At 37.9% G+C, this 19951-nt stretch carries 19 protein-coding genes and 1 other annotated feature; of the genes, 10 read left to right on the top strand and 9 right to left on the bottom strand.

Translation table 11 applies throughout. The annotated features are described in order from the left end of the window. Positions 1–88 precede the first annotated feature (88 nt). The 4 genes from RDN22_RS02080 to RDN22_RS02065 all read left to right on the top strand — a co-directional run bounded on the left by RDN22_RS02080 (position 89) and on the right by RDN22_RS02065 (position 3428). Entirely contained in the window at positions 89–715 is a 627-nt protein-coding gene (locus RDN22_RS02080; protein WP_308555426.1) for a GyrI-like domain-containing protein, read from the top strand. 108 nt (positions 716–823) lie between these two features. Continuing rightward, positions 824–2026 carry an NADH-dependent oxidoreductase gene (locus RDN22_RS02075; protein WP_308555424.1) on the top strand — a complete coding sequence of 401 codons (1203 nt, stop codon included), beginning with the start codon at positions 824–826 and terminating at the stop codon, positions 2024–2026. Positions 2027–2136: 110 nt separating this feature from the next. Continuing rightward, a complete protein-coding gene (locus RDN22_RS02070; RefSeq protein WP_308555422.1) occupies positions 2137–2895 on the top strand; it encodes a hypothetical protein in 759 nt (252 codons plus the stop codon). A gap of 35 nt (positions 2896–2930) precedes the next feature. Beyond that, complete coding sequence (locus RDN22_RS02065; RefSeq protein WP_308555420.1) at positions 2931–3428, top strand: hypothetical protein; 498 nt, start codon at positions 2931–2933, stop codon at positions 3426–3428. A 46-nt stretch (positions 3429–3474) separates the two neighbouring features. On the opposite strand, the gene ppsA is transcribed toward RDN22_RS02065, so the two are convergent. Continuing rightward, positions 3475–5922: a phosphoenolpyruvate synthase gene (gene ppsA / locus RDN22_RS02060; RefSeq protein WP_308555418.1), complete on the bottom strand. Its 2448-nt coding sequence runs from the start codon at positions 5920–5922 to the stop codon at positions 3475–3477. A 395-nt stretch (positions 5923–6317) separates the two neighbouring features. Between ppsA and RDN22_RS02055 the strand changes: the two genes are divergently transcribed. Further along, complete coding sequence (locus RDN22_RS02055) at positions 6318–8063, top strand: oligopeptide ABC transporter substrate-binding protein (RefSeq protein ID WP_308555416.1); 1746 nt, start codon at positions 6318–6320, stop codon at positions 8061–8063. Between the two features lie 90 nt (positions 8064–8153). Beyond that, entirely contained in the window at positions 8154–8972 is an 819-nt protein-coding gene (locus tag RDN22_RS02050; protein WP_308555413.1) for an SLAP domain-containing protein, read from the top strand. A 55-nt stretch (positions 8973–9027) separates the two neighbouring features. On the opposite strand, the gene RDN22_RS02045 is transcribed toward RDN22_RS02050, so the two are convergent. The 4 genes from RDN22_RS02045 to RDN22_RS02030 are packed head-to-tail and all read right to left on the bottom strand — an operon-like array spanning position 9028 to position 11165. Then, on the bottom strand, positions 9028–9270 hold the full coding sequence (locus RDN22_RS02045) for a hypothetical protein (RefSeq protein ID WP_308555411.1): 243 nt from the start codon (positions 9268–9270) through the stop codon (positions 9028–9030). Positions 9271–9283: 13 nt separating this feature from the next. After that, positions 9284–9607 (bottom strand): metal-sulfur cluster assembly factor, encoded by a 324-nt coding sequence (locus RDN22_RS02040; protein ID WP_308555409.1) that lies wholly within the window; start codon positions 9605–9607, stop codon positions 9284–9286. Continuing rightward, positions 9607–10488 carry an L-serine ammonia-lyase, iron-sulfur-dependent, subunit alpha gene (gene sdaAA / locus RDN22_RS02035; RefSeq protein ID WP_308555407.1) on the bottom strand — a complete coding sequence of 294 codons (882 nt, stop codon included), beginning with the start codon at positions 10486–10488 and terminating at the stop codon, positions 9607–9609. The genes RDN22_RS02040 and sdaAA overlap by 1 nt, the downstream gene beginning before the upstream one ends. 14 nt (positions 10489–10502) lie before the next feature. Next, positions 10503–11165, bottom strand: coding sequence for a serine dehydratase beta chain (locus RDN22_RS02030; RefSeq protein ID WP_308555405.1), 663 nt, complete (start codon positions 11163–11165; stop codon positions 10503–10505). A gap of 129 nt (positions 11166–11294) precedes the next feature. On the opposite strand from RDN22_RS02030, the gene RDN22_RS02025 reads away from it, so the two are divergent. Then, positions 11295–11588 (top strand): hypothetical protein, encoded by a 294-nt coding sequence (locus RDN22_RS02025; protein ID WP_308555403.1) that lies wholly within the window; start codon positions 11295–11297, stop codon positions 11586–11588. A 31-nt stretch (positions 11589–11619) separates the two neighbouring features. Here the strand turns inward: RDN22_RS02025 and RDN22_RS02020 are convergent, their stop codons facing one another. Then, complete coding sequence (locus tag RDN22_RS02020; protein WP_308555401.1) at positions 11620–12471, bottom strand: lipoprotein; 852 nt, start codon at positions 12469–12471, stop codon at positions 11620–11622. A gap of 39 nt (positions 12472–12510) precedes the next feature. Then, positions 12511–12745, bottom strand: a binding site (T-box leader). Positions 12746–12886: 141 nt separating this feature from the next. Between RDN22_RS02020 and RDN22_RS02015 the strand changes: the two genes are divergently transcribed. Together RDN22_RS02015 and RDN22_RS02010 are read left to right on the top strand one after the other, a co-directional pair. Continuing rightward, positions 12887–13183 carry a hypothetical protein gene (locus RDN22_RS02015; RefSeq protein ID WP_308555399.1) on the top strand — a complete coding sequence of 99 codons (297 nt, stop codon included), beginning with the start codon at positions 12887–12889 and terminating at the stop codon, positions 13181–13183. 65 nt (positions 13184–13248) lie between these two features. Next, positions 13249–13764, top strand: coding sequence for a GNAT family protein (locus tag RDN22_RS02010; RefSeq protein WP_308555397.1), 516 nt, complete (start codon positions 13249–13251; stop codon positions 13762–13764). A gap of 51 nt (positions 13765–13815) precedes the next feature. Here RDN22_RS02010 and RDN22_RS02005 read toward each other — a convergent pair whose 3' ends face one another. Continuing rightward, positions 13816–14517 carry a M57 family metalloprotease gene (locus tag RDN22_RS02005; RefSeq protein WP_308555395.1) on the bottom strand — a complete coding sequence of 234 codons (702 nt, stop codon included), beginning with the start codon at positions 14515–14517 and terminating at the stop codon, positions 13816–13818. Between the two features lie 33 nt (positions 14518–14550). After that, the gene (locus RDN22_RS02000; protein ID WP_308555393.1) at positions 14551–15891 is read right to left on the bottom strand and encodes a ClC family H(+)/Cl(-) exchange transporter; all 1341 of its coding nucleotides are present in this window, start codon (positions 15889–15891) and stop codon (positions 14551–14553) included. Positions 15892–16059: 168 nt separating this feature from the next. Here RDN22_RS02000 and RDN22_RS01995 point away from each other — a divergent pair, with 168 nt between their 5' ends. Then, complete coding sequence (locus RDN22_RS01995) at positions 16060–16962, top strand: ROK family protein (protein WP_308555391.1); 903 nt, start codon at positions 16060–16062, stop codon at positions 16960–16962. 91 nt (positions 16963–17053) lie between these two features. On the opposite strand, the gene RDN22_RS01990 is transcribed toward RDN22_RS01995, so the two are convergent. Continuing rightward, the gene (locus RDN22_RS01990) at positions 17054–19675 is read right to left on the bottom strand and encodes a cation-translocating P-type ATPase (RefSeq protein ID WP_308555389.1); all 2622 of its coding nucleotides are present in this window, start codon (positions 19673–19675) and stop codon (positions 17054–17056) included. Between the last annotated feature and the right edge of the window lie 276 nt (positions 19676–19951).

The following is a 19951-nucleotide window of genomic DNA, read 5'->3' as shown; positions in this document are numbered from 1 at the left end:
AATTTAAATGTTAAAACAGTTTTGTTTTATAAAAATTTTGCCTGGGATACAATTAAAAGAAAGCGATTAGATAGAAAGATGAAATCCTATGGCATACGATTTTAAAAAAGAGCAAAAACAGTTCTATAAACCTGGTAAAAAGCCGGAAATTATTGAAGTTCCCAAGATGAATTGCATCGCGGTTCGCGGTAAAGGCGATCCTAATCAAGAAGATAGTGAGTATAAGAAGGCCATCCAGCTGCTCTATGGAGTTGCTTATACAATCAAGATGAGTAAAAAGAGTGATCATCAGATCAAGGATTACTTTGATTTTGTTGTTCCACCGCTAGAAGGACTGTGGTGGCAAGAAAACACTACTGGCATTGATTATGCGCACAAGGAAAACTTTGAATTCATTTCCATGATTCGCATGCCGGAGTTTGTTACTCAAGAAGTTTTTGATTGGGCAATTGAAGAAGCAAGTAAGAAAAAAGATGGTGATTTTTCTGAAGTAGAATTGATTACTTTGGAAGAAGGAAAATGCGTGCAGGTAATGCATGTGGGCTCTTATGACGATGAGCCAGCTACGATCGAGAAGATGAAAAAATTTGCTGAGCAAAACGGATTGACACCAGATTACTCAGATGCTCGTCGCCATCATGAAATATATTTGTCAGATCCAAGAAGAACCAAAGTTGAAAACTTGAAGACAGTTATCCGTATTCCGGTTAAGTAATGAAGTCAGTACAATATGCTGGCTTTTTTCATAACAAGATAGTTCACTTACATAAAATAAGTGCTATAATGAAATTGATTTAACTGATAAAAAGTAAGGAGAATTAAGATGGCTGAATTAAATGATTCTTTGACTTTTAAACACGGTGCAACTATTGCTAATCGCTTCGTTCAACCGCCAATGTTGACCAACAGCGGTATTGAAGGCGAGGCAAGTAGCGATACAATTAATTACTATAAGCACCACTCCAAGTCCGGCGGCATGATTATTACTGAATATATCTACGTCAGTCCTGAAGGTGGTCCTGCAATTTCTTGGGCTAAAGATCGTACGCAACTTGCTGTTTACGATGACAAATTTATTCCGCAATTGAAGAAAGTTGCTTCTGCAATGAAGAGTAGTGGCAATAAAGCAATTATGCAGATTGCTGACACTGGTCGTGAAGCAAGTGGCCGCGTAGCCCTTTACGGCAAGCCTGTTTATGCACCAAGCGCAATGGATTTTCCATTTTTGCCATATAAGGTTCATGAATATAGTGATGAACAAATTCAAAAGGTAGTGCGTGACTTCGGAGATGCTGTTAAGCGTGCAGTTGAAGCTGGCTTTGACGGTGTTGAAATCCACGGTGCTAACCACTACTTGATCCAACAATTTTTCTCCGTATATTCAAACCACCGTACTGATCATTGGGGCGGCAGCCTTGAGAAGAGAATGAACTTCCCACTTGCAGTAGTTGAATCAGTAATGAATGCAGTTAAGAAGTATGCACCAAAGGACTTTATCGTAGGCTATAGAATTAGTCCTGAAGAAATCAATCCAGATAATGTTGGCTATACTTGGCATGAGTCAACGCAACTGATTAAGGCAATTACTGATAAGTTTGATCTAGACTATATTCACTTGTCCTTGCCAGCATATAATCAAAAGCCTAAGGATAGCGACAAGACTTTTGCTGAATTATTCAGACCAGTTCTTGGCGAAGGCACTAAGGAGATTATCGTTGGCGGCGTTAATAGCCCAGAAAAAGCTAGGGATGCAATGAAGTATACTGACTTGGTTGCTGTCGGCAGAGAAAATATCATTGATCCATTATTTGCAGAGAAGATTTTGACTGGTCATGAAGATGAGATAGTTGATAAGATTACCATTGACCAGACTAAGAAGAATGGTATGACTCAAGGGATGATCGATAACTTTTCTGCTGAAAAGGTAGGCAATCCATTGCCAGGTGCTGAAAGTATTAGATCGTTGCACACAAAGCCAGGTGCTTGGTCAGAAATGTCTTATGTTGATAGTCCTGAAATGAAGTAATGAATAGAGAAATTGTCATCATAGATGGCAATTTTTTTATTTGCCTTTTCGCGATAAAATATAAGTGAAAGAATAAAATGCTTTCAATCCTTTGAAAAGAAGGGATTATCATGCTAAGAAATAATAAAAAGATTATTAGTGCAATGATCATAGCAGCTTTAGCTATGCCGATTTCAACGACAACTACTGTTTTAGCTGATGAAAATACTAATCAAACAACTACAACTAATACTAACCATGCAGTTAGTGTGCAAAAGCTCTATGCTAATGTTTATGATCAAGAAAATGGTCAATTTTTAGGACGATATTTGCTTGATATAGAGACTGGCTACACTGATAGTCCGCATCGAATGTTCCAATTTTACAGTTTTCCGCAAATTGATGGGTATGGTTATATCAGTAATCCGCCATCGATGATTCCCGTTGACTGGACGAATCCAAGTGGAATTACTGATATGAAGGTTTATGTGGTGAAAAAATCTTCTGAAGCTTATAAAAAGACTTATGGCATTCCAGATTCAAATACTAATCAAAATAATCACCACACAAATCATCAATCAAGCAATAATAGCCAAGCTTCAAATAATAAGCAAAACTCTCAAAGTAGCGCCAGTTCTTCATCTAAGCAAAGTTCAGATCAAGATGAAAACTCATCAGAAGATCAATCTCAATCTTCTACTAAGCCTAAAAAGTCAAAGAAATCTGCTACTCAGACTAAATCAGACCAAAATAAAACTAAGCAAAAAACTTCTGCTTGGCCAACAATAGTAATTAGTGGTGCAGTTTTAATCATCGCCGCCGTCGCAATTATTTGGGGCATTAACAAGACAAGAAAACCTCACAAAGTATATAAGCATCAGAAGAAATAATTTGAAATAGGTATTTCATAATCGAGGTGGATAACATGGTACAAAAGAAGCTAAGTAAAATTGAATTTGCTTTTGAAAACGTAGAAGTTGGCGAAGTACCAAGTGACGCAATTGAAGATATGAAATTTACTGGGTTGCACCAAATAGGTGAACAGCATTTTGAAGATGGTGCCATGGTTTTCTCTGGCAATCTTGTAGCAAAGAGATTTTTCATCAAATTGGATTATGAATTAGCTAATCAGAATCTTACTAATATGCAGGAGCCATTAGGTGAGCGACTGTATGCACATAATGATATTGTTAATGTAACGTTATATTTTGAAGATGGAACAAGTGAGACAATTGATTTGCCATGGAGCGAGAATTCTAATGATGATAATGATTGGCAAAGAAGCAGTATCAATATCAAGCGTCCATTAAACAAGGAGAGACTTGATCAGATTAGCCCTGATTTATCCGAATTGATGGAAAAGTTTGAGCGAAATGATAAGTTTACCAATCGCAAGATTTTAACAATTTCCGTCAGAAAATAAAAAATGGATCGGCCAGATTTGGTCGATCCATTTTATTTAATTGATTTTACCAAGTGTAATCAGTAGTGTCTTGTAATCCTCTACCAGTTGCTTTGTCTAAAAGGATTCTTTGTTCATAGTGAGCAACATTCAATTTGGTTTGCTTTACCATATCTGGGTTTACAGATACATAGTCAATGCCGCTTTGAACTAAGAATTGAGTGAATTCTGGGTATTCAGAAGGAGCTTGACCACAGATTGAAACTGTCTTGCCATCTTTATGAGCAACCTTAATTAAGTGACGAATTGCACGCTTAACTGCTAAGTTGCGCTCGTCGAACAAGTGAGCAACAGTATCGTTGTTTCTGTCACAGCCCAAGATAAGCATTGTTAAGTCGTTTGAACCGATGGAGTAGCCGTCAACATATTGGTTGAATTGATCAGCCAAAATAATGTTTGAAGGAATTTCTGCCATCATGTAAATCTTGAAGTTTTCGCTTCTTCTTAAGCCTTCTTCTGCCATGATGTCAGTAACTTTCTTAGCTTCTTCGACAGTTCTGCAGAATGGAATCATAACATTAACGTTAGTCAAACCGTATTCTTCGCGAACTTTCTTAATAGCCTTGATTTCAAGCTTGAAGGCATTAATGTATTTAGGATCGTAGTATCTTGAAGCACCACGCCAGCCAAGAAGGTCAGCTGATTCATGAGGCTCATACTTGTCGCCACCCTTTAAGTTACGGTATTCACCAGACTTGAAGTCTGAGAATCTTAAGACTACTGGACGAGGTGACATAGCACGAGCAACTTTACCGATACCGCTAGCTAATTCGTTAACAACTTTTTCTGGGTGACCAGATTCAATTAAGTAAAGTGGGTGCTCATGAATGTATGAAGTCCACAAGAATTCTTCACGCATTAATCCGATACCGTCAGCTGGAAGACTAGCATATTTTTCAGCTAAATCAGGGTCACCTAAGTTCATCATGACTCTGGTTGCTGTAGGTGGGAAGTATTCAGCTTGGACAATTTGACCAGTAGAAGCTTGAGATTCTTGCTTCTTTGGCTTCAAGGCATTAACAATATCGCCTTTGTAAACAACACCGTTTTTAGCATCGACTGTGATCATTTCACCGTCTTTAAGAACTTCAGTTGCTTTAACGCCGTGACTAGTCGTACCTACAATACATGGAATTTGCATTTCACGAGAAACGATAGCTGCGTGACAAGTCATACCACCGTTATTAGTGATAATGGCGTTAGCTTTTTGCATAGCTGGAACCCAGTCAGGTGAAGTCATTAGAGTAACTAAGATTTCGCCTTTCTTGAATTCATCAATGTCCTTTGGATCATCGATTATGTGAACTCTACCAGAAGCAAGGCCAGGAGCTGCAGTTAAACCTCTTAAAAGTACTTCTGCATCTGAAGCATTTGTACTTGAAGATTCTTCTTTAACTTCTTTTTGCTTATTCTTATTGCGTTGTGACCAAACAGTTTCAGGACGAGCTTGCACAAGCCATACTTTGTTAGTTCTGCTGTCTACTGCCCATTCCATATCCATGTAGCAACCATAGTGCTTTTCAATTGCTTTTGCATAACCAGCAAGTTCGATAACTTGTTGATCAGTCAATGAAGCTTCTTGCTGTTTATCTTCAGGGACATCAATTTGGTGAACACCACCATTAGGTTCTCTGATTAATTCAATCTTCTTAGTTGTGATAGCTTTGGAAACAATTTCAAGGCTCTTTTTGTCAACAACAAAGTGGTCTGGCGTTACTTTGCCGGAGACAATATATTCACCTAAGCCCCAAATAGAATCAATGACAATATTGTTGTCATTACCATTTGAAACATCAACAGTGAACATAATTCCTGAAGCCTTGGAGAAGACTTGCATTTGAATTGCTGCAGATAAGGCAACTTTTTGGTATGGGAACTTTGCCTTGTGACGATAGTAAGTTGCACGGTCAGTAAAGAGGGATGCGTAACATTCCTTTACTTTTTCAACGACGTCATCAGCTCCGCGAACATTCAAGTATGTATCTTGTTGACCAGCAAATGATGCATTTGGTAAATCTTCAGCAGTAGCAGATGAACGTACTGCGACAAATGGATTATTTCTGTGCATCTTTTCGGCTAATTTTTGATATGATGATTTAATATCATTAGCCAAATCTTCTGGCATTGGAGTTGAAGTCATGATTTCACGGATTTGTGAACAAACACGATGTAATTCATCCGAGTTTTCATAATCCTTGATTTCATTTAATAAAGCACTGACTTTATCGCTTAAACCAGTTGAATTTAAGAAATAACGATATGCATGTGCAGTTGTAGCAAATCCATATGGTACTGGAATATTAGTGGCAGAAGTCATTTCACCAAGTGATGATGATTTACCACCAACTAAAGCTACATCTGAGCGATGCAACTCATCGAACCAAAGAACATTTTTGTTAACTCTAGGGTCGGTAGTTTGATTAAGGACAACATTGTTTGTTATATTTTCGGTCATAATAAAAACCTCTCATTTAATTCTTGAAAGCCCTTACTTTACTCCTATGACTATATTGTAGGTGGTATTCTTTTTTTAAACAAATAATACAGCTTATGATTAAATAAGAATTTTTGAAGGATATTTTTTAAATTTCTTGTTGACAAATCATGTGAGTGAGATTAGTATAATATTAAATTTATTTAAGAAAGGAGCTACATATCATGTTAGAATCACAAAGCGTATCAACAGTAGAATTACGACGCCGCCACCAAAATGATGGTTTATTTTGTGATCCTAAATTATGGTGTGCGGCGATTTTTGTTAAATAATTAATTAAACGATTATTAAGCAAGGACTCACATCCCTAATTGGGATGTGGGTCTTTTTTTGTTAAAGAGAAAGAGTTAGAAATTATGAAAGCAATGAAGTTAGTCAGTTCAGCAAGTTTAATTATTGGTGCAGCATTAAGTTTGGCTGCATGTGGTCAAAGCAATAAGGATGCAACTAAGAGTGCTAAGAAGTTCCCAGAACAAACACCTCAAAAGACTGCCAAAAAGGGTGGTACTTTGAATTATGCGATTGAAACCGATACTCCTTTTAAGGGTATTTTTGATAGTCAATTATCAGTTGATCAAGTTGACACTGATGTAATGCAATTTGGTAATGAAGCTTTATTTGATACCGACAATAGTTACAAGATTACTAATAAAGGTCCAGCTACTTTTAAACTTGATAAGAAAGCTAAAACTGTCACGATTACCGTTAAAAAGGGTGTTAAGTGGTCAGATGGCAAGCAAGTTGTTGCTAAAGACCTTGAATATCCATATGAAATGACTGCTAATAAGGCAACTAACAGCTTGAGATATTCAGATTCATTGGCTAATATTGCTGGGATGAAAGCTTACCATGAAGGCAAGGCTAAGACGATTTCTGGAATTACTTATCCTGATGGTGAAAATGGTAGAACTATCGTCATTCACTTTATTGCGATGAAACCGGGGATGCTTCAATCAGGTAACGACTACTTCATTGAAACTGCCTCACCTTACCACTACTTGAAGGACGTTCCATTTAGCAAGTTAGTTTCTTGTGATCAAATCAGAAAAGATCCGCTTTTCTTTGGTCCATATAAGGTAAGTAAGGTCGTAAGAGGTCAATCAGTAACCTGGGTACCAAATAAGTACTACTGGAGAGGTACACCAAAATTAAGTAAGATTGTAGCTCAAGTTGTTTCAACTAATTCTGCTTCACAAGCAATTAAGAGCCACAAGTTCGATATTGCTGACGTTGTAAACTCACAATGGCAATCAGTTAAGGATGCCAAAGACACTAACTTTATCGCTCAAATTCCTTTGGCTTACAGCTACTTAGGCTTCAAAGTTGGTAAATGGGAGAATGGCAAGAACGTCATGGACAAGAATTCTAAGATGAACAATAAGTCCTTGCGGCAAGCAATGGCTTATGCCATGAACATTAATCAAGTTGAAAAGAGATACACTCAAGGTTTGACCTTCAGAGTACCAACTTTGATTCCAGAACAATTTGGTGACTACTTTGATAAAAATGCTAAGGGCTTCCCATACAACTTGAAGAAAGCTAATGAATTACTTGATAAAGCTGGCTACAAGAAGAAGGGTAAATGGAGAGTTCAACCTAACGGCAAGCCACTTAATATTCACTTTGCTGCAATGAGTGGTAGTGCTGTTCAAGAGCCAATTGTTCAAAATTACATCCAACAATGGAAGAAGATTGGTTTGCACGTAAGCTTGGCTGGCGGTAGATTAATGGAATTTAACTCTTTCTATGACAAGCTAGATCATGATGACAAGGGAATCGACATGTTTATGGCTGCTTGGTCATTATCAACTGAGCCTTCACCAAGAGGTTTATACAGTGAGACCAACCCAATGAACGATTCAAGATTTGCCACTAAGGAAAACAACAAATTGCTTGATGAAATTGATTCAACTAAGGCCTTTAACCACAAATACAGAGTTAATGCCTTCCACAAGTGGCAACAATACATGAATGATGAAGCTTATATTGTGCCACTTACAAATTCATATTCAATTAAGGCTGTAAATAGCAAATTGGTTAACTATTCACTTAAACCAGCAGATTCTAACAGTGTTTGGTACAAAGTTGGCTATGCTAAGTAAAAATTTTTTTAAATTGCTAGCGCCTAAACATACCAGTTGTTATATAATAAGGACGATTAATGTTTTGTACTAATTATTGGGGGATTACAAATGAACAAAAAATTGATCAAGATGACAATGGGTGTTGGTTTAAGTGCCGCAATGCTTTTTGCAGGTACTGCTAGTCTTGAATCTCAACCACAAGTTGTAAATGCTGCAAGCAGCTACAAGATTAAGTTGAATCATAATTCTGTAGTGTACAACGTAAGTGGTAAGAAAAAGGGTGCCGCTTTAAAGAATGGCAGAACTCTTACTGCATATGGTATCAAGAAGATTCATGGCAAGAGATACTATAATTTAGGCTCTGGCAAATATATTAAGGTTGCCAATGCATCAAAGGTAGTAGCTCCAAAAGAAACTGCAAATACTGATACTACTGCCGCAACTACTCAAGAAACTACTTCATCTAACAAGAGTGGCTTAATGGGTTTAGCTAACAAGAAATATGCAGATCAAGTTGCTTCATCATTTATTACTCAATTAAATGAAATGAGAAGTCAAAGAGGCTTGAAGAAGTTAACTGTTAAGCCAAAATTAAAGGCTTACGCAGAAATGCGTGCTAAAGAAGCTGTTAAGAAGTTCTCACACGTTCGTCCTAACGGTAAGATGACTTCATATGAAGAAGATATTGGTTTGAACAGTATTCAACTTTCAACTACACCTGAACAAGCTGCTAAAGCATTGCTTGATCAATTTATCTATCACGATGCCGCTTCAAACTGGGCTCACAAGAAGTCACTTTTGAACAAGACTAATAGAACTGTCGGTGCTGGAGTTGCCTTTGAAGCTAAGCCAGGTATGGCAACACAAGGTAACAAGTTCCCAGACTACTTAGGCGATAGAATTGTAGTTAACTTACAAAAATACTAAAAATAAATTTAAAGCATAAAAAAGCTCTCAACTGAAATAGTTGAGAGTTTTTTGATTACATTAAATTGCCTGTAACAAGCATCTTCCAAATTGCACTGCTTGTGTACCAGTTGTGGGGCTGAATTGCGGCAAGGCTGGCAACCACAATAAAAACGCCCATCATTGAGATCAACATCGAAAAAGCAAAGTTCGTCATGTTAGAAGGGTAGCCACTTTTCCGGCATCCCTTAAAGATTCGAAGAGAAAGACCGATGAAAAAGAAACCAATAAAAATCCCAATTTGATAGCAAAAATCCATATTTCTCCCTTAATTAATCCTTTTTCTCATAGCCAAAATATTCTTTAGCTGCATCACTCATTCTGTCTGGTGTCCAAACGGGATACCAGACAAATTCAACATCCACATTTTTAACTTCTTCTACTTTTTTGACTTCTTTGGTGATCAAATCGATTAAAACACCAGTTAATGGGCAAGCTGGAGTAGTTAGCGTCATATTAATTAGGCAGATTCCATCTTTATCTAAATCGATACCATAAATTAGTCCAAGATTGACCACGTCAACATTTAATTCAGGGTCGATGACTTGAGCTAGATGGTTGATAATGTCATTTTTGATTGTTTCGCTATCTCGCATTATGCATCCTCACCAAAAATCTTTGCTTTAATTGCTTGACCAGTTGGTGTACCAGCTAAGCCGCCGATTCCTGTTTCGCGTAGGGATGCTGGCATTTGATGACCAACTTTTTTCATAGCATCAATACATTCGTCAGCTGGAATTACGCTGGTGCATCCCGCAAGAGCCATATCTGCTGCAATCAACGCATTACCAGCACCAATCACATTTCTTTTAACGCATGGTACTTCAACTAATCCTGCAATTGGATCACAAACAAGCCCTAATAAATTAGACATGGCAATCGACAAAGCTTGCGCACTTTGTTCAGCTGTTCCGCCAGCTGCTTCAACTGCTGCGGCTGCACCCATTGCGGAGGCACTACCAACTTCGGCTTGGCAGCCGCCAGTAGCACCAGCAATTTCTGCATTGTTAGCAATCACCATGCCGAAGCCGCCTGCAGTAAATAAGAAGCGAATCATTTGATCTTCAGTTAGATCAATCCGCTTTTCTAATAAAAATAGTACGCCAGGTAAAGTGCCAGATGAGCCGGCAGTTGGCGTTGCGCAGATAACGCCCATTGCCGCATTGACCTCGTTAGTGGCAACCGCATTTTGCACTGCTGTCATGATTGTGTCGCCAGAAAGGGTGTGGCCCTTTTCACGATACTTCTTAATTTTAACGGCTTCACCACCGGTAAGACCAGTACTGGAGAAGACGCCTTTACCACTACGGCCTTTTTTAACTGCATCTCGCATCGTTGATAAATTGTATTTCATCTTGTTCCAGACCTTTTCGCGAGGCATGCCTGACAACTTACATTCTTGTTCAATAATTAATTCAGAGATAGGTTTGCCTGTTTTTTCAGAGTCTGCAACAATTTCTTTAATATGGTTATACATAATATCTTCCTATCTTATAAACAAATAATGTTAGGATATTTTTTACGCATTTCACCAGTTAAAGCTGGCTTAAAGTAGTTCTTGATGTCATATTCATAAATATAACAAGCTTGAGATTTATAGATCCGCTTTTGCTTAAAAGGAGCTTTTCTTTTTAAAAAATCTGTTAGCGACATTTCATGATTTAGCTTGCGTTCGTAGTCAACAAAAATAACGATAGGTAAAGAACCAGATGGCGTGATATTAATGCCATTTAAAACGATGTCGCGCACTTCAATGGCGCCACCACCGATGGAGCAACCTGATAATTGTGCTTTTTTCTGATCGTTTGACATGTCTAAAATCGCGGTATTAGGGTGACCGATTGGACTTTCGCCTTCTTCTTCAACGAAGCGAATATCAACTCCGCGCTGACGAGCAATTTCTGGTGCACGGGGTACGCGCAAGTCATCGGTATTAAAGCCCAAGATTCCTGCGGCAATAGCATAGTCAGTGCCGTGGCCGCGGTGCGTTTGAGCAAAAGAGCCATAATAATGAACAGTGACCTTTTTAGGTACACCGCCGAACAATCGATTACCTTCTCGGCCAATGGCAACGGCACCTGCAGTGTGTGAACTTGATGGTCCTACCATGACCGGTCCGATGATATCAAAAACACTCTTATAACGATTCTCCATTGTAAAAATCCCCTATGTATATTTCTCGTTTATCATTATAACGAATAATGGAGAATTGATAAGTAAAGATTGAAAATAATAGCAATTATGTTTAGGATTAAACTACTAATAGAAATGAGGGCAGAGTATATGACTGATGAAAAGAAAGAATTAAAGCAAAACTTGGAAAAAGTAGCTGAAGAAAAGGGTGGTCAACAAGCCGTTTCTTACCAGGATTTGTTCAATCCACGCTTTATGCAAAAGAATACGAGTTTTACAACAATCGATTTCTTTTTGAAAAACTTAGGTGCTAAGGACTTTACTGCAATTGAAAAGATGGCACCAAATGTGGTAGATAATTTTGTTAAAAAAGAAACCAAATTTACTAGTTGGGCAGAAATGCAACAACAAGCAATCAGTGAATACATGACTAGTTTGTTCTAGCAAAAAAGGTGATCGAGTAGATCACCTTTTCTTATTTTAATTTTACGTCCCAAGCGGCAATTTGCTTGTTGCCATAGTATTTCTTGTAGATTTGCTTAGTCTTCTTTGTTTGGTAAGCCTTAACAATCTCGCGGTAGATCTTCTTATTTTTATCCTTAGTGCGAGCACAAATAATGTTGATCCATTGTTCTGAATCTTTGTTAAGAGGTTCGACATAGATCGTTTGCTTGTCGCCTAAGCCAGCAGGACCTGCAAAGTCATTATTGACTACAGCTGCATCAACATCATTGATCACGCGGCTAGTTTGTTCAGAAGCAACTTCCTTAATCTTATAGTGGTTAGGATTGCTGGTGATGTCGGCAACTGAAACCAAGATTTTACCAGGCTTTAGTTTAATTAAACCAGCATTTTTCAAAACAAATAAAGCACGAGATTCATTAGTTGAATCGCTAGGAACAACAATAGTAGCACCATCAGGCAAGTCTCTTAAATGATGGTATTTTTTACTATAAAGACGAATTGGGGCAATGTAAGTTTTGCCGATTGGACTGATTCCACCGTGGTTAGACTTGTTCCAGGCATTTAAGAAGGCATAATGCTGGAATGCGTTAAGCTGCACGTCGCCAGATTTCAATGCTTTGTCTGGTTGATCGTAACCATCGAAGCTAGTCGTTTTAACGATCACGCCGTATTTTTCTTTAACGGTTTGTGCAACACTCTTCCAAATAGCGATGTCGCCTTTGTTAGCGCCAACGATACCCACTTTAACTACTTGAGGGCCACGACTTTTCGGCGTGTAAAAGAAGCTAAAGTAACCGGCAACCAAAATAAATAGGGCAAAGATTCCAAGGATTATCTCATTTCTACGTCTTCTCTTTCTCATATGTTTTCCTCCCGTGAAAATAAAAAAAGCACTCATCCCAAAAAGGACGAGTGCATCGCGTTACCACCTTTATTCGTCACTTGCTTGCGCAAATAACCTCAGAGCTATCCAACAATAGCTTGCGTTGTTAACGAGCGCAACCCCGTTACTGGCTAAATATCACCAATAAAATCATTCTGAACTCATTTTCACCAAAAGCTTCTTCTTGCTTCACACCAACCAGCAATTCTCTGAAAGAAGGGGTTTTAGTTACTCTATCCATCAAAATTTTTTAATTATTGCAATTAATTTATCATCATAATTTAATTTTGTCAATAAAAAATAAGTTACAGAACCAGCTAATAATTCTTAGTAATGGTATGATAATTATAGAAGAAAAAATTATTTTGGCGTATAAAAGAAAAGGAAGACAAAAATGGAAGATAAAGAAATTGTTCAAAAAATTGAGCAAAGCGTCAAAGAATCAGAAAATTGGAGTGTATATCACCACTTAAAGGATAAGTTAGGTTATCCAGCATTGATGCTTCGCCAAACTAACACAAGTGCTAATGGCTTCGGTGTAAATATCGACGTTTTTAAAGGATATGCCTACTTGTTCTTGGACAATGGTACACCTGCAGAACCTGGCAAGCCTTTCTCAGTACAAGAGATGACAGATTGGGAAGCTTTAAAAGAGCTGCTTGACATCATTAAGCCTTATATGAAAAAATAATCCATAAAAAATACGAATTTGCAGAAAAATGCAAATTCGTTTTTGTTTAATAAAAGGATTAAAGAATGCAAAAATACACTAGATTAGCTAAAAAAGATGATCTAACAGAAATCATGGCGATTATTGATGATGCTAAGGCTTTTTTGAAAAAATCGGGAAGTACGCAGTGGCAAAGTGGCTATCCAAATGAAGAAGTTATCCTAAATGATATTCAAAATAAGAATGCTTATGTCTTAGTTGCAGGAGATAAGGTGGCTGGCTATACTGCTGCTATTACTGGCATAGAGCCAACTTATCGAGATATTGATGGTGAATGGCACAACGATACAGATCTTTATACGACAATTCATCGGATCTGCTTGAGCGCAAATTATCAAGGACAGGGCCTGAGCAAAATTTTCATGTCTAACATTATTAGCTTGAAGTATGCAAGTGGCGTTAGAAACTTCCGCGTTGATACCCACCGCTTGAACAAACCAATGCAGGCCCTTGCAACAGGAAATGGCTTTAAGTATCGCGGTATTATTAAAGTTGATGATAAATTGGAGCCAGAACGTTTGGCATATGAATTGAATTTATAAAAAATAAACCCTTGTAATTACTTTAGATAGAAGTAGTTACAAGGGTTTTGATTATTTTTCGTTATACAGAGCTTTTACAGCTGCAATGTCGCATGGCTGAATAGTATAAGCACTTTGGTCAGTAATCGCGGAATTCATTACTGATGGCTCAGTATCGTTATGTTCAAGTCCAATAGCGTGACCCAATTCGTGTTCAGCTACGGACAATGCGATTTGCGGATTTACTTGATTTAAAAAGTAGTCATTTAAACTAATGATTGAACCATAAAGATATCCGCGTGGCACTGCAGGCATTTGGGTTATGCCTGCCCAACCAGTATTGCCATAATTACCAGCATTTACAATGATGTTTGCTTTGCGGTAATCAGTAACTTGTTTGAAGTTAATTGCCTTAGTATCATTCCAAGCATTCATTGCTTCTTGAGTTATTTGGTAATTACGACTTTCACTAGGCAAGTTAATGTAAACCTTAGCTGTTGGAATTTGAGTAGCTGGAGCTTTTTTGACAAAGTTGACAGGCTTATTTTTCTTCTTTTTGCTTGTGTCAACTTTGATTTTGACAGTACTCTTTTTGGTTTTAGTAGCTTTTTTAGTCTTCTTGGCTTTCTTAACCTTTTTGCCTTTTTTAGCAGACTTCTTACTCTTAACTGTTGCAGCCTGAGCAGGTTCAACTTGTTCCACAATAGGAGTAGCAATACCGCTCAGCAGCATAGTTAAGACAGCAAGTTTCTTTAAAAAGTTGAATTTCTTCATTATTCATCGCTTTCTATAATTATTTGTAAGTAATTATAATTTTTTGTAATTCATTTGCAAGCGTAATGCTTCGTAGATTGGCTTGCCACCGAGCAAATCAAGTACGTAGTAAGAAACAAAAGTTACGATAATTAATGGAAGAACTTGCTGAACTGTACCGACCATTTCGGTTAACAGCATGATAGCAGTAAATGGTGCTTTTTCAATTGCGCCAAAGTAGGCGGCCATTGAAATAACCATAATGTGAACGAAATACATTGAAGGAATGATGTTTGCTTTAATCATAACGTTAGCACAGATCATTCCTAAAATTGCACCTAGAACTAGGATCGGCATAAAAATACCACCAGGCACTGATGAACCATAGGAGAGCATTGAAAAGACAAATCTAACAATGAACAAAACAATTGGAATCAGTACCAAGCTCCATGGTCCAAGGAGCAAGCGCGTATCAAGTTTTTGACTGAAAAGTTCAGTGATTAATACGTGAGAACCACCAAGTAAATGAGAGTTCCAAAGCCCGACTGGAATAATCAAGATTAAAGGAATAATGCTGTGGTATGCAGCAGGGATTTTCTTAATGTGGCTAAACCAAGGCTTCAAGCTCAAAAGAACGTATTGATAGCAGTAAGCTAATAGGCCAAGTACGATACCGATTAATGGCAAAGTCCAATATGCATAAAGTGGGAAATAGCCACGAACTGGTAAGTACAAACATGGTTTGTTGCCAAAGAAAAGAATTGTCATGAAGTCAGCTGAGAAACTAGCAGCTAAAACAGAAACTACTTTTTTAGGTTTAAAGCTGAAAGAAATTTCTTCAACTAGGAACATCGCACCAGCTATTGGGGCACTAAAAGCAGCCGCAAGTCCAGCGGCTACACCGCATTCTTGCAATTCTCTTAATTGTTCTTTATCTGAATCAAATACTTTTTCTGCTAAGCCTTGGCCAACCATGGCGCCCATTTCAATACATGGACCTTCACGACCAAGCATTAAGCCGGGACAGATTGCGAGCAAGCCGCCTACAAACTTCCGCCAAAGTATAGACCACCATGGCATTTTATTTTCATCTAAAAAGACAGCTTCAATTTGTGGGACACCGGAGCCAACTAACTGACTCAAATATGGTTTAGTAATGTGACCTAGTGCAAGGCAGATGACAATCATCAAGATTACATAGGGAACTAGCCATAAGGGATGCACCGCCATTTTAGGATAGATAAAGTTCAGAATTTGCATCGTGTGATCGATGCACCAACGGAACACACTTACGATTAGTCCAGTGATTAATCCAACAAGGATGGCTCGATATAAACGATAAGACATTCCGCTGGAGAACGGTTTTCTTAAAATTTGTTTTGCAGTTTTTATCATAATCATTTCCTTATTACTTAAGATGTACACTGTTTATCTTATCAAAAAAATGGCTTTCCGGATCTTGAAAATAAACACCAATATAAGCCTATCAAAGATCAATTTTTACTTATGGATCTAAAAATATGCAATAATTAGATTGAAAGCGATAACATAAGGAGGATAATTATGAAAAATTATCTAAGCATTGATATTGGTGGTACGAAAATTAAATATGCAGAACTTGATCATGCAGGAAATATTATCACGAAGGGCAAAGTAGACAGCTCACATGATAAGGATGAATTTTTAGCGATTATTGATAAGATTGTGGCTCAATACAGCGCAAAGGGAACGAAAGGCGTAGCTTTTTGTGCTCCTGGCAAAATCGAGCATACTAAAATTCATTTTGGTGGGGCTTTGCCTTTTCTTGATGGAATAGATTTTGCTCAGCGATATAAGAATCTGAATGCCCCAATTGCAGTTATTAATGATGGTAAGGCTAGTGTTTTAGCAGAAAACTGGCTAGGTAGTCTTAAAGGAATGAAGAATTGTGCCGCAATAACGCTAGGAACTGCAGTTGGCGGCGGTATTATTGCTAATGGACGTTTGCTTAATGGCGCTCATTTTCAAGCTGGTGAATTTAGTTTTTTGAAGCTCAAGACTGATGGTAATAAGATGGATAACTTCTCTGGTTATATGGCATCAGCTGTAGGGATGATTCAACGAATCAATGAAAAGTTAGGTAATCCCGATAAAAAAGATGGCTTGGCAGCTTTTGACGCAATTAATGCCGGCAATCCTGATGCGCTTAATATTTTTCAAGATTTCTGTAAATTGATTGTGAGTGTTATTATCGATATCCAAGCTGTTGTTGACCTTGATGCAATTGCGATTGGTGGTGGCATTTCAGCTCAACCAATTGTGGTTCAAGAAATTAATAAGCAATATGACAAACTGTATGAGGATAATTCTTTGGTTAAAATGACTTTGACACGCCCACAAATCTTAGATGCTAAGTTTAAAAATGATGCCAATTTGTATGGTGCTCTTTATAACTTACTTGTTCATGCTAACGGAGAAAAATTGTAATATCAGCTAGTTATCAAGTAGTATCGATTATTTTCCTATATAAAAAACAGTCCGCTAAGTGCGAACTGTCTTTTTTGATTACTACGATAAATTATTTGTTTTCTTTAACAATTTTAATCAATTGAATCAAGATAGTTGGCATCAGTGCCAAAGCAGCAATCCACATGTATTGAGTATTAGTTAAAGGAGTTACTGCAAACAATGAATGCAATGCTGGTACGAAAAGAATTAAAGCAAGTAATAATGTACCAACAGCAAATGCGGCTAAGCTGTACCAATTATTCTTAAAGCCAATCTTGAAAATGCTGTGTTGTGAGCGGCAGTTGAAACCGTGAAGCAAACGTGCAAAGGTCAAAGTTGAGAAGACCATTGTAGTTGCAACAGCAGGACTAGCTTGAAGACCAATCATGAATGCGGCAATAACGCCGATAGAAATGATGATACCTTGAAGAGTTACCTTAGAAACTAATTCTTTATCTAAAATACCAACCTTAGGATCACGTGGCTTTCTATCTAAAATATCTGGAGCACCTGGTTCCATTCCGATTGCCAAAGCTGGAAGAGAGTCGGTTACCAAGTTGATGAACAAAAGTTGAACCGCGATGAATGGCACTGGCAATCCGCCGATTGAAGCAAACAATACTGTAATAATGGCAGACAAGTTACCAGAGAGTAAGTACATAATTGCGTTCTTGATATTTTCAAAAACGGTTCTACCGTTGGCAACCGCCTTAATAATAGTAGCGAAGTTGTCGTCAGCCAAAATCATGCTGGCTGCATCTTTAGATACTTCAGTACCGGTAATTCCCATGGCAACACCGATATCTGCCTTCTTTAAAGCAGGGGCATCGTTAACACCGTCACCGGTCATTGAAACGATCTTGTCTTTCTTTTGCCATGCATTAACAATACGGATCTTGTTTTCAGGAGATACACGAGCATAAACAGCAATCTTTTCAATCTTTTGTTCAAGTTCGTCATTGCTCATCTTATCAAGCTCTAATCCAGTAACGGCCATATCGCCATCGTTGAAGATACCGATCTTTTTAGCAATGGCTACAGCAGTAACCTTGTGGTCACCTGTGATCATTACAGTACGGATGCCGGCCTTCTTAGCACGAGCAACAGCTTCCACACTTTCAACGCGAGGTGGGTCCATTTCAGAAACCAAACCGATGAAAGTAAAGCCATTTTCTGTTTCAGGAGTTAAGTCTTCGTCTTTTTCTTTATAAGTAAAGGTTAAAACACGCAAACCGTTTTCTGAGAAGTGCTCGTTTTGAGCCAAGATCTTTTTCTTGTCTTCTTCAGTTATTGGCCGAACTTCATCACCGAAACGGATGTTGTCACAGCGGTCAAGCAAAACGTCGATCGCACCTTTAACGAAGATAGTTGGTTCATTATGGATGAGGTGCTTAGTACTCATCAACTTACGGTCAGAGTCGAATGGAATTTCTTGCTGACGAGTTAAAAGATTACGTAAATCAGTTTCGGATAAGCCAAGTTGATCGTTGCCCAGGTCAATGCCAGGCACTTTGCGGTACATTTCAAGCAAAGCTGATTCAGTTGGGTCACCGATGCTTTTACCATCTTTCAAACTTGAATCGTTGTTTAAAACTGCGTCGTAAAGAAGGTAGCGGTGAAGTTGATTACCAAGGTCTAATTGGTTAGGCTTTAAAACTTCGCCGCCAATGTAGATGTCTTCAACAGTCATCTTGTTTTGCGTTAAAGTACCGGTTTTATCGGAACAAATAACGGAAACTGAACCCAGTGATTCAACTGCAGCTAAATTCTTGATAATGGCATTTTCTTTAGCCATTTTTTGTGTACCCATTGCTTGAACAATTGTCACAATTGAACTTAAAGCTTCAGGAATTGCAGCTACGGCAAGTGCTACTGCAAAAAGCAAAGCATCCATAATTGGTTGACCACGCCAGATTTGCAAGCCTAGCACGATAGCACAGATAATCAAAATTGCAGTGGCAAGTTTAGATGAAAACTTATCAAGTGATACTTGAAGTGGGGTACGACGCTCTTTAGTTTCATTCATTAAGGAAGCAATCTTACCAATTTCAGTATTCATCCCTGTGCCGGTAACTAGGACGTTAGCACGGCCGTAGGTAACTAATGAACTAGAGTAAACCATATTAAGACGATCGCCCAGCGGAATTTCTTTATCAAAGTCAACGTCAGCTTTATCAATGTTGGTTGATTCACCAGTTAAAGAACTTTCGTTAACTTGAAGAGAATAGTTATCTAAGATTCGACCATCGGCGGTAACCATGTCGCCGGCTTCGAGTAGCATGATGTCGCCTGGAACCACATCTTTAGAATCGATTTCAACTTTTTCACCATTGCGCAGGACTTTAGCACTAGGTGAGGAGAGCGACTTGAGTGATTCAAGCGATTTTTCTGCTTTAACGTGTTGTACTGTTCCCAAGATCGCGTTCAAGATCAGCACGGCGATGATAACTAATGTACTTTCTAAATCACCAGTAAAAGCTGAAATTACGGCAGCGATGATTAAGATAATTACCATCAAGTCTTTAAATTGTTCTAAAAAGACCTGAAAAGCAGTTTTCTTTTTACCTTCAACTAAGGCATTTTTACCATACTTAGCTAAGTTCTCTTGAGCTTGCTCAGATGATAAACCATCGGTGCTGGTTTTAAATTCTTTTAAAACTTCTTCCTTGGTCTGTAAATAATACTGTTTCATAAAATCCTCCAGATTCAGGCAAGTCTCAGACAAAAAAAGAGACTATGCCAAACTAACAAAGTTTGTCATAATCTCACCATTTAAATTTACAGCGGAAATTGCTTTCGTGATATGACGCCGTAAATACAAAAAATATTTGTCGGTTACTCCCTACGTGTATGTATATTAAATTTATATCATACGGATGTGTTTTTGACAATAAAAAATAGTATAAATTTTTTCTAAATAAACTATCAATAATCAATTGACTTACAAAATATTAGTGATACTATAAAT

Origin of the sequence: uncultured Lactobacillus sp. (assembly GCF_902491705.1) — a bacterium.
GTDB lineage: Bacteria > Bacillota > Bacilli > Lactobacillales > Lactobacillaceae > Lactobacillus.
This window is presented reverse-complemented; position numbering and strand designations above follow the sequence as displayed.